Raw genomic sequence first — 14310 nt, forward strand, 5'->3', positions numbered from 1 at the left:
TTACAAGGCCTCGCCCAATGCAGACTTCATCGAGCGAAAGAACCACCATCCGCCGCCACCGAGCAAGACCACCCACACAACCAGAGCGAGGGGTGTTCCCGATGGCACCGGCATATGCAATACAGTGCTCTGCACCATCAGCACCAAGCACGCCACCGGATTGAGGAGAAACCAATTGTGGAACTTCTCTGGCACCTGGGACAACGGGTAGACAACAGGCGTCAGGTAGAACCAAAGCTGCAGCGCAAAGGCCACCATGGAACCCACATCCCGCCACAGGAAATGGGCCATGCTCAGCAACAGCGTGAGGCCAAAGGTCAGGGCAATCTGGGCCAGCACCAGCACCGGTAACCAAGCCAGCGACGCATACGGCCCCACGCCCTGCGAAACGGACAGAATGAGCAACAACCCATACCCAATGCCCAGGACCAATAGACTGCCCCCTACCGACACGGCGGGCAGAATCTCCGCAGGCATGGGCTGTTTGCGCAAAAAGTCCTCATATGCTGCCAAAGATCCCACGCCTCGCCCGATGGCATCTGTAAAGGGCAACCACACGGCCAGCCCTGCCAAAAGGTGCAGCAGATAGCCGTTGCTGACATCCAGCCCAGGCACACGCACCGCCAAGACCAGACCGAAAAGAACGTAAAAAATTGCCAACGTGGCGAGAGGCTGGACAAAAGCCCAAGCAAAACCCAACACCGAACCGGCGTAGCGGGTCTTGAACTCGCGCACCATCCAATATCGCCAAAGCACCCACAACTGGCGCGGGTTGCGTGGCGCTGCCGATGACACCGCTGTGGAGTGGGAAGCTGGGCGCGTCATGCTACCGTCCGTAGCCATTCGACCGACTTGGCCACCCCATCCTCGAAAGCCATCGTTGGTTTCCAGAGCAGTTCTTTCTGGGCACGCTGAATATCCAGCACGTTGACCGGTGGATCAAAGGGTCGCGCCGAAAACACGCGCCGCTCTACGGTACGCCCCAGTAATTGTTCCAGGGTACGGACAATGTCATTCACACTGTGCCCGGCTCCGCCACCAATGTTGAAAATACGGGTCTCGCCCTCATGGCGCGCCGCAGCTGCAAATGCATGCCCCACATCAGCGGCATAGACGAAATCTCGTACCACGGACCCGTCCCCCCATACATCCAGCGGCTGTGAACGGAGCGCACGGTGTGCAAAAACAGCAATCACACCCTGGACACCATGGGGCTGTTGCCACTCGCCGTAAGGATTGCTCAAACGCAGAATCCTGCATGGCAGACCATGCTGAGCCTCCTCTATGCGCAAGTGGTGCTCAATCGCCAATTTGGTTGCCCCGTAGGCGCCCATCGGCATCGTAGGGTGAGACTCGCACAAAGGCACAGATTGCGGCCGTCCGTACACAGCCCCGCCGGATGACGCGAACAGCAGCTTGGGCCGCGCAGCCTTTTTGCGCAGTGCTTGAAGTAGGCGCAACGTACCTACCAAATTGGTCTGCACGTCCTGGATGGGATCCTCACTGGCCGTGGCCGGCACGGTGGAGGATGCCAGATGAACAATCACATCCGCACCACCCACCACATCCCACCAAGACGAGAGGTCAAAGCAGTCGGCCTGTACTTCACCGGCTAGCCAAGGCGCACTACCCGCGGCCGGCAATGAACGGTCTACCGACCACACCTCAGCGCCTTCCGACGCCATGGCACGTCCAATATGGCGGCCTAGAAACCCAGCACCTCCCAGAATCGCGCAACGCATCAAAAAATCTCCCGCTGATCCTGGGCGCGCGCGTGCAGCAGGGCCGCTTCAAAGTCCTTTGCAACCATTTCCCACGTCTGCGCCCGCGCGAACCTCTCGGCACGTTCGCTCAGTGCGTGGCGCCGTTCGTCATCCCGCAGCAGCTCACAAACAGCATCCGCGAGCCCCTCAGGGGAAGACTCTGCCAAAACGGCCACCTCCTCATTGAGCAGCCACTCCACATTAGGGCCTCGGTTGGAAACCACGGCGCAACCGGAGGCCATCAGTTCCAGGGGCAACAGGGATGCGTTCGTGAGCGATAGAACCAGCGCCACGTCACACTGGCTGTAAAGATCCGGCAGGTCATCCAGCGCCACCGTGCCACAGCCCAGGTGCGGAAACGGAATGTGATAGCCGGCAGTGTCCCAGCCTGCCAGCACAAACTGCACCTCAGGCATGCGCTCCCACACCGCGTTCAGCACCAGGAGGCCTATTTCAAACGCCCTGCGGGGCGTGGGGGGGCGCGCGTAGAAAAATACCCGACGAATCTCCGGTTCCCTGCGCGGCAGGCGTCGATAGCGCTCGAGCTCCACGCCAAAACCTACAGAGTGAGTGGCCATGCCATAGTCGTTCGCCAGCTTGCTGGCCAGCCAGCCACCCGCCGTGATACCGAAAAATCCGAAGTGGTAAGTGTTCTGTGCCAGCACCGACTCGGACCCCACGGGATAGAAATGTGGCTCGTAATCCTGCACAAAATACAGCTTGTGCATGGCGCCCGTGAAGGCACGTACTGCATATGCCGTGTCCCAGCCAGTGGCAAGAGCAAACTCGCACGGCGGCAGATCGTCCAGACCCAACAGAATCTGCGCCTGCAGCGGGAAAAAATTTTTTCGGATGGACTCTCGAGCCTCCTGCGCATCGTGGTGCATGACGGGCTTGCCAATCACGATGCTTGAGGCGTAGCCCATCTGCTCCAGATGCCAGATGGTGCGAAAGATGTTCAGATGTCCACCGGACCCGACGTTGAAATCAGGAATGAACCACAGCAGAGTTCCCCGCTTGGCCTCACCGGGCTGGGCAGGCAGAACATAGGGGAGGGCAAAGTCGTAGTGTCGAAAGACATCCACATACCGCCCTGGCCCTTGGCGGAGGCGACGTACCACCGCGCGAAGAGCGGCAAAGACGCCTTCTTTGCGCGCCATTTCTTTCACACGCCATATCTTTTTTGACAGATTCAGCGCCATGGTCACACGGCTCCTGCGCGCTGCAATTGCTCATCGCGCGACACAGAGCGCAATAGCCATGTGGGCAGACGGTCGTGCCGCGTACCCAGATATTGGCCTGCAACCCGGGCCATTTCAATAAAACCCATGTAGACGGCATTCTTGAAGAGGCGCCAGCCGCGCAAACCACCGTTGCGCAACCAGCCGAGGTCTCGCTTCGCCAAGTACACACCAGACCTCAAGGCCTGCAAGAGACTGCCCTGGATGCGGTAGCCAAAATAGAGATTAAACGAACGCGCTTCGTCGAAATTGCGCTGCAGCGTTTCCCAGACACCAAAATCATGTGAGTGATAGACCACCGCGTCTGGCACAAAGGCCTTCGCGTGCCCAGCCTCAATGGCGCGCAGCGCCCATGTCTGGTCCTCAGCAAACGCGACCTCGGGCAACGGCAGTTGCTCCCACACGGAGCGGCGGATACAGGAGTTGTTGCTGGAAAAAAAATGCAGCCACTGGCGATAGCCAGGGTCGTTGGCAAATCGGGCGCGGTCTTCGAGACGGACCACTGAAAGCTTATCCCCGAAACCTGCAAAATGTTGGTTCAGTTCGCAATGGGTGACGTGCCGAGCCTGGGGATGCGCCCGATGAGGGCCAAAAGCCCCCGCCACACTCGGATCAATATCGCAGCCTTGCACCATGTTGGCAAGCCATTGCGGGCTGGCCGGCCGCGCGTCTTGTGTGATGAACACAAGAAACTGTCCCTTTGCCATGGAAGCCATCAAATTGCGGGTACGCCCATGGCCAAACTCCGAAGCTGGAATGCTCTCTACATGGATACCACGCTGACGAGCACATTCCACAGAATCATCGGATGACCCGGAATCGACCACGATGACCTCGAACGGCCAAGGGGCCTGCTGGGAGAGAACAGCATCCAGCACTTCACCCAGCAAGGGCCCTCCGTTCTTGACGGGGATCAACACGGAGGCGCGTATTTCAGTCATTGGCAGAGTTGCAGGGATCTCACTAGGAAGGTGGCGCCACGCGCCTGATCGTCAAATTGCACATTTTCGGCAACAAGGCCCCAGCAATTCGCAAAACCGATCATTGTACTGTGCCCCTCCAAACCAAGCTCGACCACCACACCCCGGCTGCTGACATTGACAGCGACTATTTGGCTGCAGGCTGCTTAAAGAACAGCGCTCTGATCGCAACGTTATCCAGTTCAACACCGTATTTCGCAAACAAGTCGCTTCGAACTTTCTTAACCCCCTCCTGGCGACAGAAGGACATGGCACGGGCGGGCACAGACACCGCAACCTCCGCCCAAGCCAACTGACGTCCCTCACGTTTTTCATTCACCTTGAAAAGATAGGCAAAATCCCCTTCACGCAATGGCCCCACCATCTCCCCTTGTTTTGTCGTAGCCAAAACACGCAACACGCTGGCATCTTCGTCAAAGAGGGTAATCCACCCCAAATCGCCTTGAGTATCCAGCTTGTACACAGCCTCTGCTTGCTTGACCAGATCATCAAACGACTTCTTCCCAGAGGCAACAGCTTCCGCCTCTTTCATAAGCCAAGCTGCAGCAGGCTCACCCTCCAGGGTCTCGGATGCAGGAAGAATCACACGACTCAGCCGAGCCATCGGCGGCACCCGGAATGCCTGAGGATGGTCATTGAAAAACTGACGCGATGCCTTCTCGTCGGCAGGAGGTGCACATGCAGGAACCAATTTGGAATAGACAGCTTGTGCATAGACATCATCAAAACGCTGCCCCTCCTTTCCCTCTGGGCGCGGCTCCCCCATCCGCGCGCCCTCCAGGGATAGCACTCGTACCGCGGCCATTTCCCGCAATACGGTTTGTACACCCCAAACATTGCGACTGGACGCACGCAGATCTACCCGCTTCTCCACATAGGCCGAAAAGTCATCTTGACTAATCGTTTCACCATTGGATAAACGAACCAACGTCTCCGACGCATTTGCCAGCGAGGCAGTAGCGACCGCAACACACATTACAAAGACTCGAGTCCAGCCCAGATTGCACAAAGAAGGGGTCATAGAAATATCCAAAAAATAACTCACAGGCGTTCGGCAGCACGATCCCAAATGGGGCCGTAGATCACATCCACGACGGCATCGACGGAATTCAGCACTACCAGATCTCGCTCGCCATCTCCGTCTAAATCGATGAGCTGCAAACCCGTAGAGAACCCACTGGTCTTTATCCAGCGCGTTTCCAGCACTTTGGCATCAGCATCAAGGCGCTGAAGGTACATCTTTCCATCTTCAGCCCACACCACCAAATCGTCAGACAGTGGAGCAACAGCAACACTGCCCGTCAGAGGTGACTGTATGTATTGGAGTTCCCCGCTTTGCATGTTGATACGGGCATTGCGCGCCCCCGTTTCCAAAGCTACATACAACCATTGACCGGAAGGCGAAGGGCGGGCATGGCGAGCGATGGCACCAAAAGTAGCAAGCACCCTGGGGGTAGCCAAGAGGTCTGAATCCGAAACGGCAACCACCTTGCGGTCGTCAAGGCACGCTACAGCAAACCCACCGCTTTGAGTGCCGGGTATTTTATTTACGCGCGTAGGATGCCACGGGGCCTCACACCATCGTACCTTTTTTGATGCAGCCGCCTGACGGTTGTCTTCGTGCCAATCGATCCAGGCCACCTCCTTTCCGCTGTAAGGTGTGGCCAACATCTTGTATTGGCCTTGCGACGCACTGACCAAGATGACATCACGTGGCGCAAAGCCTACGGGCGCTTGATGAACCCGCACCAGGCGCCCCCCCTCCACCCGGAAGATATCGAGACTGCCCGTAGCCTCAACAGCGGCAGCCACCAGAGTGTCCGACAACCACACCGCAGAATCCGGATGATAAGCCACTGGTTGGCGGTCCAGCTGTCGAGAAGTTCTTCCATTGAGTTGGTGCAGCACCACCTTTCCCTCTTCATGTTCGACCAACACGAAGCGGCACTCGCCCTTGGCGAAACAACGTACCTCCCCCCCCCAGACCATGGGAGCTTCAATGACAATTCGATCAGAAGCCCCTTGAGTTACCGGCGCCTTGGCAGGAGGTGGAACCCCCACCCCTTCAACAGATACAGGCTGCATCTGGCAACCCACTAGACCCCAAACACCCAGCACCGCGAGAAGTCGAAAAGGAACAGAGCAAGACAATTTCATAAAGACCCCAGACATGCAAAAAAAATGGCGCCGAAAGGCGCCATTTTTTAGAGCAGCCCCAATGGGGCCGCATATTTTTCTTTTTACACACAGTGCAAGCACCGTGTGTTTCAAGAAAAATTAGTTGTGCGTGCCAAGGATGGACTGCACAGCGCCGAAGGCAGGAATGCTGATCACGCTGTACGTGAACACAGAACCACCCAAGGAGAACAGCGACTGACCAGAAGTACCTGGGTAGTCCGAAGGCTCAGCAGCCATAGGCGACCACTCGATGAAGCCATCGGTGAAGTTTGCAGGACGGCCAGGAATGGTTTCTGGGTTGAAGAACGACAGCTCAGCTTCGGCCAGAGCGAAGTTCACCGACTTACGGTTTTGAGCCGCATCGTACATGTTGACCGTGTGGGTACCACGGTGGTCACCAGTGGACCAGACCACAATGCGGGTTTCCAGGCCAGCGTTCAGGGTGCTGTCCACGGCGTAGCGCATGCTGAAAGCAGGCACAACCGAAGGAGTATTACCCGTCACAGCGCGTGCACCACCAACGGCCAACAGGCTCAGAGGGCCCATGGTCGTCAGGTCAGTACCAGTAGCCAAGGTCAGAGGACCATCGATCACTGGAACATAAGCCACGTCTTGCGTAGCGGTGCTCACATGGAAAGCGCTAGCGCCGATTTGGCCAACACCCATGCCAGCAGCGGCGTTTGCAACATTGCAAGCGCCAGCAACGGTGGTGGAGGCAGTGTTAGCGCCCACGGCGAACACCAAGTAACCACGCGTGCCAGCCAGACCGGTACCGGATTGTTGCGACCAGATGAAGGGCTCGAAGTCCTTGTTGGTCATGGGGAAGCAACCGTCGGTGACGTGGTTGGAGTTCGCATCGAAGAACGTCCAGAACACAGGCACAACGTTGCCGGTTTGGTTGACGATACCCACTGCGGTGGTATCGGCGTCGCCGTTGTGGATCACGTTAGGAACCACGAAACCATTGCTGTACGTACCCACGGTGTACGCCTGCGCCACACCTGCACTCAGCGCAGCGGCTGCAACGGCTGCCATTGCAAATTTTTTCATCTTCTCAGTCCTTAGATAATTGAAGGAAGCTTTCCCACCCTGTGCGGGATCTGCAACCCATCCGTACTCCGTTTGGGTTGATGCAATCTTATACTGATACCTTCGATTTTTTCAACCTATTTCAGCCAGAAAACCACTGCACAGCAGTTTGTTGCACCCAAACAACGAACCATCACGACGGTGTTGGGAACATGACACTACGGCGCTGCACATGGTGCCACACACCATCAATCCGGCGCCATTCATCTTCCAGAACAGATTCCTGTTTTTTTACACGCAGCAACGGTAGGGAGTAGCGCATCCACACGTTGACGATAGCGCGATCTCCGTCAATGCTGCGCACGCCACGGACTTCCACCGCATCGTACGTGACCCCTCCTCGCTTTAAATAGGCTTCCAGCGTAGCGCTTGAATCCTTGGAGAGTTCTTCGTAAGCCCATGCCCCCACACGGTCATTGCTGCGAATGAGTGCCCAATAAGCTTGGGCCCGCTTTAGCAAAGCTACCTGATCATCTTCGGCCGGCACCACTGCGCCACCAGTGGCAGCACAGCCCACCAGCACCGCCAGAACCGCAGGCGCTGCCATGGTCACAACGAGATGACGACGGGTAACGGGCTTTGTCATGTGAAGAATCTCCTGATTGACTATCTATATTAGGGGTGTGTAACGTTGGCTAGGCCCATAGCAGCCAGGCGCAGTCAGCGCGAGGGTTGCAACGGGGTATCTGGCGGGCGGAAACTCATTGGTTGGGCCTGCAAGGATAAGGAACGCATACGTTCGCGCATCTCTGCACTGGCCGAACGCAATTGGTCATCGTCCTCCAGGGCGCGGGGCGTCATCAGCACCAGCAGCTCCGTGCGGTTACGCAGGTTTGACGTATTGGAGAACAGGGCTCCCAACAATGGGACGTCTGCAAGCCCCGGCAAACCGCTACGAGTGTTGCTGTCATTTTCACGGATCAACCCCCCGAGAACAATGGACTCGCCGGAACGCACTGCGACACGCGTTTGTATTTGCCGGGTCTGAAAGGACCGCTGTTTTGTCACATCGTCCTCCTCGCCCACATCGGTGACTTGCTGCGAAATATCCATGGAAATCAATCCCCCCGCATTGACGGATGGCGTGACGGAGAGCAGCACCCCAGTGTCTTTGTATGTAATGGACTGAGTGATGAAATTACCGCCAGTAGCGGCCGCAGTTGAACTCAGAATGGGCTGTTGCTGTCCGACCTGAATGTTGGCAGTGTGGTTGTTCAGAACCAAGATCGACGGACTGGACAACAACCGCACTTGTGATTTGGTGGCAACGGCGTTCAGCGTGGCGCGAACCACATCCGCCTTGCTGATGGAGTACGAAAAACCAGGAACTTTAGGGCCTATACCGCTGGTGCCGAGGTCCAACAACGCCTCGCCTTGGCGGCCCCTGCTCAGACCGTTCTGCAGATACCATTCCACGCCGTATTCGAGGTTGCCCGTGAGGCTCACCTCCACAATGCTGGCCTCGATCAACACCTGCATTGGAGCCCTGTCCAATTCGCGCAGCGCCTGCTCGATGCGGCGGTATTCGGTGCGCGGCGCGCGAATCAGCAGGGCGTTGCGCTTCTCATCCGCAACCACACGAACATTGCCGTCCAATTGGCTCGTCGATGTGAGGGACGTGTTGTTGGAAGATGCCCTGTTCCCACCGGCCCCAAGTGCAGCGCCCATGGGACTGCCGCCCGTCCCAGCACTGCCGGTATTGCCATAGAGACTGCTGGAACTACCCGTATTGCCTGTACCCAAGCCGGAGCCCCCCATCCCGGCCCCCTGGGAGAACTGCGTGGGCGCCGACCCTGCTGCCACGCCTCCCGACTTGGCTTGCCCGGACTGGCCACCGAACAAACCATTGAGCATCTCCGCCAACTGCAAAGCTGAACCGTTTTGCACCGGATACACAAACAGGCTGGCTTCCAGAGTGTCGGTAGGGCGGTCCAGGCGGCGAATCCAGGTTTCCACCTGTGCCAACAGGTGGCTGCGCGGCGTGACCACGACCAGAGCATTCAGGCGTTCAACTGGAAAGACGCGAATCAAGCCACCCAGTGGGGTCGCCATCTGGGCGCCGGCACCGCTGGCGCTGCCACCTGCGGCCGCGCCACCTGCGGTGTTGGGCGCACCCCCTGCAGGAGCGGCACTACCACCACCGTAGGGATCGGAGGATTTGTCGGAGCCTAGCATCGCCTGCAGGGCATCACGCACCACATTGACGTTGGCGTTTTCCAGTACGAACACCCCGAGCGACATGCCTGAGAGAAAGTCCACGTCGAACGCTTCTACCATTTCCAGCCAGCCACCCAACTGGGCCTTGCTGCCCTGCAGCACCAGCAAGTTACGAATGGAGTCCACGTAGACGATGGCCTCACGCGGTGCGATGGGCGCCAGAATCTTGGCCATTTCGGCCGCTGCAATGTGATTCAAGGGAACGATGACCGTCCCGGCACCCGAGAGGTCCTTGAATTTAGACGCCCCGACCACCGGACGCGCGCCCAGGGTGACTGTGCGTTTGGTCACGTGGTAGACCCCCGCGTTGTCGCGAACGATGGCAAGGTCGTGGGGCAACAGCACTGCATCCAACACATCCAGCACCTGATTGCGCGCCAGCGGTTGGCGCGTATGCAGACTCACCACCGTGTCTCCGCCTGCATCGATGGTGTAGTTGAGTTTGAGCAGATCGCCCAGCAACGCCACCGCCAAGTTGCTGACAGTGACATTTTCGAAATTGAGCGCTACCTTGTCGCCCTTGGCAAGGACTGGATCAACGACAGGCGCCTTGTCGCGCTTGAAGAACTGGTCGTTGCCGGGATAAAGCTTCGTACTGGAAGATGCACTCTTTTGCGCTTGCGCCCCGGCCGACGATGCTGCCTGTACGGCGTTTGGCGCCACCGGCGTAGGCGCCACAGTAGCGGCAGCTTGCGATGGACCCGAGGTCCCTGCAACCGTGACCTTGGACTCTGCCGCGCTGGACGCCGCAGGACCACCCTGCGTACTGGCACAGCCTGCCGCCAGCAACGCGAGCAAGAGGATGGAAGGCCGAATGTTCATAGAGATAGCTCCAATATTGGGGTATGCCACAGGGGCTTACTGATTTGTTGCAGGCCTGCGCAGGCGATCACCGATCGGCCCGGCCTTCACGGTCGCAGCACTTCCGGCTTCCAGTGGGCGTTCCACGCGTTGGTCATCTGCAGACACAAAGAATGCCTTGCGGCCATCAAAGGATTCAACTCGCCAGGGTTTGGTTTCCCCGGTGATCTTGAGGGTGCTGCCATCTGGGCGCTGCAAGATGGCGACCCGGTCGCTGCCAGACTCCAGCACGGCGGTGAGGCGTGACTGCATCAACTCTGTGACCAGACTGCTCTTTTTCACATCCACCGCCACCGGACGCCGAGACATCCACAACAAAGGCTGCTCGACCGCCTGCTTCGCACGGACCTTTATCGCTTGCGGCATAGGCTCGACCTTCGGCAGATCAGGTCTACGTGCCGCTGGGGGGACCCAGCGTTCTTTTTCGGCATGCCACCAGTAGACGCTCGCAGCCAAAGCTACGGCACCCAAAACGGGGCCAAGGTACCAAGGTTTGATCATGGCTTGGCCTTCTCTGGCGCCAAGGGGGCTTCCAGTTGCAAAGACAGGCGCGCATTTTGCGGACCAGCGCCAGAACTGGCCCCTTCACGCGTGATGTTGGCAGTGCGCACCCAGAAAGGAGGGCGGTGCGTCTGGAGACTTTCCATGAAACTCACCAGTTTGACCCATTCGCCGCTGACGGTCGCAGTAAGTCGTATGCGCGCCAGCTTGCCATCCACTCCAGGCTCCAGCGCAACCTGGGATGAAACCAGCGTGCTGCCAGAAGCCATGATCATTTGGCGAAGCTTTTGCTGGATATCGTTTTGCGAAGTTTCACCCGCGGGGTGCAACAAGGGCGCCACAGTGCTGCTCGCAGAACCAAGCAGCGTTTCGATTTCGGAACCGGCATTCACAACCCCTTCGAGACGTTCGCTGCGAGGCTCCAACTGCTGCAGAGCGTTGTCGTAGCGAACCCAGAGGGTTCTATAGATCAATGCGGCGCAAGCCAGCGCACCAACAAACAGCAGCAGCAGAAAAACCACCGAACGGCGACGCCACACATTCATTTTCATGGCTTTGCTCCCTCACCTCGCCAGCGCATCTCAAAGGTAAAGCGCTCCTTGTTCAGGGTGCCATCGCGCACGTTGGCCCCCGTAGCACGCACATCGACCAAACCAGGCTGGCGCCCCAGGTGTCCAATGAGTTCCGTGGCGTTCGCCGTCAAACCCGTAATCTTGATCTCGCTGCCATTGACCTCAATGCGGTCCAGCCACGTGTCGGCAGGAATGGCTGCCGACAGCGCGTCAATGACACTGGCGAGAGGTAGATCCGTACTAATGTTCTTGCGAAGTTCGTCCGCCAGTTCGGCCTGGCGACGCAACTCATCCATCTTCTGGCGCAAAGGCGCCGCCTTGGGCTCCAGCATGCTGACATGCTCAACGGCACGCACCACCGCCTGGCGCTTCAAGACCAGTGGCATGAGCGCGGGCAACGACAGCACTGCGAGCAATACCAGCAGCAATATGCCCCCCCCCCAATCCATCCAACGCTGGTGGCGGTCCTGCTTGCGCCATGCAGCGCTGCGGACAGGGAGGGCTCGCCCCTGGCGCATCAGATAGACAGGCGCATTCTCTGCAAAACCGTGGTTCGCCATTTGTTGGGTCAAGGTGGTGCGCCGGCACATACCCCACTCCACCACCCATCCACCTTGGGCTTGGGGCTCTGCCCGCCAGGCAGCCACAATCTGCTCCGGAGGCATCGGAGAAACCCGCCAAAGAGCTTCTTCAACCCCCCCCGCCAAAGAGCTCCTCGGCATGTTCGGCAACTGCACTGTGCCCCACAGGCAATCCGACTCCGGCACCAGCAAGCTGGAAGCCTTTCGGTTGTTGGATCGCTTGCGCACGTGGGTTGCTGTGACAGTCCACCTCCCACCATCGGACGCCATCGCCGCACTCGCAACCGCGGGCCAGGCGCGATGCTCCATGAGAACGCGTTTGAGATCGCCGAAACCCCAGGCCATTCGGTCCAGCGCTGTTTGCGCACGAAGAGATAGCTGCCCCCAACCTGTCATGGCTTGAATTCCTGTTCCGGCTTGTTTAAGCGGCGTGTTGGCTCCAACGAGAGCGTTGTCCAGGGGGTCAATCCGCCCGGGCGCTCGCTGAGATCGACCCATGCTTCACGCTGCCACCAGCGATCGCCTTCGGCTCGCACCAACGCCTTGAGGCGCACCGTTAGTCCCCCTCCCGCCCTGGCAGGCGCGAAGAAATCTGCGGCGGCTCCGGTCAAGAGCACGCCAGCCCGCGTTTCCGGTGGGGAGTTGTGAATGCGCGCCCCTAAACCTGGCTGTCCCGTCAGGACATCGATCAGGGCAGGGGGGGCTGAATCGATTTCGATGCGTTGCTGCCCGTTGATACCCAAGTGGGGCGCGATTATCTCATAGAGCTCAGACGTCATTCCCAGAACCGACCTCAGCTCGGAAAGATCGTCCAGGGCTCCGTTTCGGGGCATGGAGGGCCAGCCAGCCGCGCGGTACTGAGCAGACTCAGCCCCACCCACGCCGCCTGGCGTGTCGTCAGGGTCGAGAAAGTCCCGCACACGTGACGTCAGAATGGCTGCCTCCCCCGACGAAAGACGCCCGGCTCTCTGAAACAACGCCTGCATCAAGGCTTCGCTGGCGACATTGACATCCACCAGCCCTCCAGATGGCGTGATCTCCACCCAGATGTCATTCGACCCCATGGGTAAGCGCTGAATACGGTACCAGCTGTCTGCTGTCTTCTCGGCCATCATTCGCTGCGCTGTTAGCTGGATGGCCGCATCCAGCACGGACTCTACGCGCAAACGCTCCAGATCCAGGGCCGCGCGCTGCGTCTGCTGGCGAACCCCACGCGCGCTCGCCATCACCACCAATGACAGGGATGCCACCAACCACAGCACCAGAATCAGCGCAGCGCCCCGGCTGCCCCGTGCCCACCTGACCATCATCTTGCCCTCACCAGAGGGAACACCAGTGAAGGCCAATCGCCCCGCGCATCGGCAATTTCAACCCGAATCCGGGCTGGGTAATAAGCTTTGGCGGAGTCCCATTGCTGAGTCCACTGGCCCGTTTGACCGTCTTGGTAATGCCATTGAAGGGTCCGCACGTCTGTCAAAAGCGTCTCGCGCAAGGCCCGACTCCAATCTAACGCCATCAGCGCGCCGTCATAAGGAACGGCCTCTACCGACAGATCGACTCGCCCATCCCCATGGCGCAGGGGGGTCGTACGGAATACATAGAGCCCCCCCGCATCCCCACGCTCCGGCAAAGGCGCCACCCAGATCGCACCTGCCGCATTGCCGCTGAAAAAATTCACAAAGATGTTTTCGTCGCGCCGGCTCAACAAGCGGAGGGTATCGAACTTGCGACCGAGCCACTGACTGACCACCAGCATGCGTTCAGAGCGCTCAATGACACGTTGGTTGCGCTCTTGAGAACGCCCGATCACCCCCACGCCCGCGAACATCAATGCAACCACGGCAGACGTGACGGCCAATGCAATCAGCAACTCCAGCAAGGTAAAACCCCGGGAGGATTTTCGAGAGCCGTGGATCATGGTGCGGACCTGTAGGGCTTCCACGTGGTCCACGTGACCGCTGTCACTCCGTCTTTGCTGACCTCCACGGTGACCCTCGCGGCACGCAAAGGCGCCGCCTGCGCCGGACGGCCACTCTCTTCCATCAGCGGAACCTGTTCAGGCGTCACCTGAATGCGCCAATGCCAAACGCCCGACTGACCGGAGTCCTGCCGCATCAAATCTTCGGCAAAGGTTCCAGCGGCCAACGCCGACCGGGCCACCAGGGATGCCTCCACGCGAGCCTCTACGTCCACCACATTCTTGGAGCCTTGCCCCACGCTTCGATAAAGGCTTGCCAGCGCGATGGAAGCGATTGCCATGGCCACCAGGGCCTCCAACAAACTAAAACCCCACTGCTTCCGAGGCACTCGCCTAAATGACGGGAGAG

The 14310-nt window shown here is 58.8% G+C and carries 15 protein-coding genes; all 15 read right to left on the reverse strand.

Going from position 1 to position 14310, the window contains the following annotated elements; all coding sequences use genetic code 11:
- On the reverse strand, positions 1 to 738 hold the full coding sequence (locus ASE39_RS17280) for an ABC transporter permease (RefSeq protein ID WP_010462559.1): 738 nt from the start codon (positions 736 to 738) through the stop codon (positions 1 to 3).
- Positions 739 to 821: 83 nt separating this feature from the next.
- A complete protein-coding gene (locus tag ASE39_RS17285; protein ID WP_010462561.1) occupies positions 822 to 1742 on the reverse strand; it encodes an NAD-dependent epimerase/dehydratase family protein in 921 nt (306 codons plus the stop codon).
- Positions 1742 to 2965 carry a glycosyltransferase family 4 protein gene (locus ASE39_RS17290; RefSeq protein WP_198928147.1) on the reverse strand — a complete coding sequence of 408 codons (1224 nt, stop codon included), beginning with the start codon at positions 2963 to 2965 and terminating at the stop codon, positions 1742 to 1744. The genes ASE39_RS17285 and ASE39_RS17290 overlap by 1 nt, the downstream gene beginning before the upstream one ends.
- A gap of 2 nt (positions 2966 to 2967) precedes the next feature.
- Positions 2968 to 3945, reverse strand: coding sequence for a glycosyltransferase family 2 protein (locus ASE39_RS17295; protein WP_082606985.1), 978 nt, complete (start codon positions 3943 to 3945; stop codon positions 2968 to 2970).
- A 166-nt stretch (positions 3946 to 4111) separates the two neighbouring features.
- Positions 4112 to 5005 (reverse strand): peptidylprolyl isomerase, encoded by an 894-nt coding sequence (locus ASE39_RS17300; protein ID WP_241777076.1) that lies wholly within the window; start codon positions 5003 to 5005, stop codon positions 4112 to 4114.
- A 20-nt stretch (positions 5006 to 5025) separates the two neighbouring features.
- The gene (locus ASE39_RS26585; protein ID WP_140426821.1) at positions 5026 to 6255 is read right to left on the reverse strand and encodes a VCBS repeat-containing protein; all 1230 of its coding nucleotides are present in this window, start codon (positions 6253 to 6255) and stop codon (positions 5026 to 5028) included.
- Between the two features lie 6 nt (positions 6256 to 6261).
- The gene (locus ASE39_RS17315) at positions 6262 to 7212 is read right to left on the reverse strand and encodes a hypothetical protein (RefSeq protein ID WP_057271949.1); all 951 of its coding nucleotides are present in this window, start codon (positions 7210 to 7212) and stop codon (positions 6262 to 6264) included.
- A 172-nt stretch (positions 7213 to 7384) separates the two neighbouring features.
- Complete coding sequence (locus ASE39_RS26035) at positions 7385 to 7837, reverse strand: hypothetical protein (protein WP_082615492.1); 453 nt, start codon at positions 7835 to 7837, stop codon at positions 7385 to 7387.
- A gap of 74 nt (positions 7838 to 7911) precedes the next feature.
- Positions 7912 to 10290, reverse strand: coding sequence for a type II secretion system secretin GspD (gene gspD, locus ASE39_RS17320; protein WP_057271950.1), 2379 nt, complete (start codon positions 10288 to 10290; stop codon positions 7912 to 7914).
- 36 nt (positions 10291 to 10326) lie between these two features.
- A complete protein-coding gene (locus ASE39_RS27170) occupies positions 10327 to 10830 on the reverse strand; it encodes a hypothetical protein (protein ID WP_242421476.1) in 504 nt (167 codons plus the stop codon).
- Positions 10827 to 11381 carry a GspMb/PilO family protein gene (locus ASE39_RS17330; protein ID WP_192430051.1) on the reverse strand — a complete coding sequence of 185 codons (555 nt, stop codon included), beginning with the start codon at positions 11379 to 11381 and terminating at the stop codon, positions 10827 to 10829. Before ASE39_RS17330 ends, ASE39_RS27170 begins: the two co-directional genes overlap by 4 nt.
- Positions 11378 to 11992 (reverse strand): PilN domain-containing protein, encoded by a 615-nt coding sequence (locus ASE39_RS27175; RefSeq protein WP_242421478.1) that lies wholly within the window; start codon positions 11990 to 11992, stop codon positions 11378 to 11380. The genes ASE39_RS17330 and ASE39_RS27175 overlap by 4 nt, the downstream gene beginning before the upstream one ends.
- Positions 11993 to 12375: 383 nt before the next feature.
- Complete coding sequence (locus ASE39_RS17340; protein ID WP_140426822.1) at positions 12376 to 13293, reverse strand: type II secretion system protein GspK; 918 nt, start codon at positions 13291 to 13293, stop codon at positions 12376 to 12378.
- Positions 13290 to 13901 (reverse strand): prepilin-type N-terminal cleavage/methylation domain-containing protein, encoded by a 612-nt coding sequence (locus tag ASE39_RS17345; RefSeq protein ID WP_057271951.1) that lies wholly within the window; start codon positions 13899 to 13901, stop codon positions 13290 to 13292. Before ASE39_RS17345 ends, ASE39_RS17340 begins: the two co-directional genes overlap by 4 nt.
- Positions 13898 to 14290, reverse strand: a complete 393-nt coding sequence (locus tag ASE39_RS17350; protein WP_242421490.1) for a prepilin-type N-terminal cleavage/methylation domain-containing protein — start codon at positions 14288 to 14290, stop codon at positions 13898 to 13900. Before ASE39_RS17350 ends, ASE39_RS17345 begins: the two co-directional genes overlap by 4 nt.
- Between the last annotated feature and the right edge of the window lie 20 nt (positions 14291 to 14310).

The sequence above is a fragment of the Acidovorax sp. Root267 genome (assembly GCF_001429215.1).
Lineage (GTDB): Bacteria > Pseudomonadota > Gammaproteobacteria > Burkholderiales > Burkholderiaceae_C > Acidovorax > Acidovorax radicis.

Excerpts from the sequence above, each read along its gene's own strand:
- gspD (WP_057271950.1), bottom strand. The coding sequence starts at position 10,290 with ATGAACATTCGGCCTTCCATCCTCTTGCTCGCGTTGCTGGCGGCAGGC.
- ASE39_RS17290 (WP_198928147.1), bottom strand. The coding sequence starts at position 2,965 with ATGGCGCTGAATCTGTCAAAAAAGATATGGCGTGTGAAAGAAATGGCG.
- ASE39_RS17300 (WP_241777076.1), bottom strand. The coding sequence starts at position 5,005 with ATGACCCCTTCTTTGTGCAATCTGGGCTGGACTCGAGTCTTTGTAATG.
- ASE39_RS17345 (WP_057271951.1), bottom strand. The coding sequence starts at position 13,901 with ATGATCCACGGCTCTCGAAAATCCTCCCGGGGTTTTACCTTGCTGGAG.
- ASE39_RS17285 (WP_010462561.1), bottom strand. The coding sequence starts at position 1,742 with ATGCGTTGCGCGATTCTGGGAGGTGCTGGGTTTCTAGGCCGCCATATT.
- ASE39_RS17330 (WP_192430051.1), bottom strand. The coding sequence starts at position 11,381 with ATGAAAATGAATGTGTGGCGTCGCCGTTCGGTGGTTTTTCTGCTGCTG.
- ASE39_RS17340 (WP_140426822.1), bottom strand. The coding sequence starts at position 13,293 with ATGATGGTCAGGTGGGCACGGGGCAGCCGGGGCGCTGCGCTGATTCTG.
- ASE39_RS17280 (WP_010462559.1), bottom strand. The coding sequence starts at position 738 with ATGGTGCGCGAGTTCAAGACCCGCTACGCCGGTTCGGTGTTGGGTTTT.
- ASE39_RS17315 (WP_057271949.1), bottom strand. The coding sequence starts at position 7,212 with ATGAAAAAATTTGCAATGGCAGCCGTTGCAGCCGCTGCGCTGAGTGCA.
- ASE39_RS27170 (WP_242421476.1), bottom strand. The coding sequence starts at position 10,830 with ATGATCAAACCTTGGTACCTTGGCCCCGTTTTGGGTGCCGTAGCTTTG.
- ASE39_RS26035 (WP_082615492.1), bottom strand. The coding sequence starts at position 7,837 with ATGACAAAGCCCGTTACCCGTCGTCATCTCGTTGTGACCATGGCAGCG.
- ASE39_RS17295 (WP_082606985.1), bottom strand. The coding sequence starts at position 3,945 with ATGACTGAAATACGCGCCTCCGTGTTGATCCCCGTCAAGAACGGAGGG.
- ASE39_RS27175 (WP_242421478.1), bottom strand. The coding sequence starts at position 11,992 with ATGTGCCGGCGCACCACCTTGACCCAACAAATGGCGAACCACGGTTTT.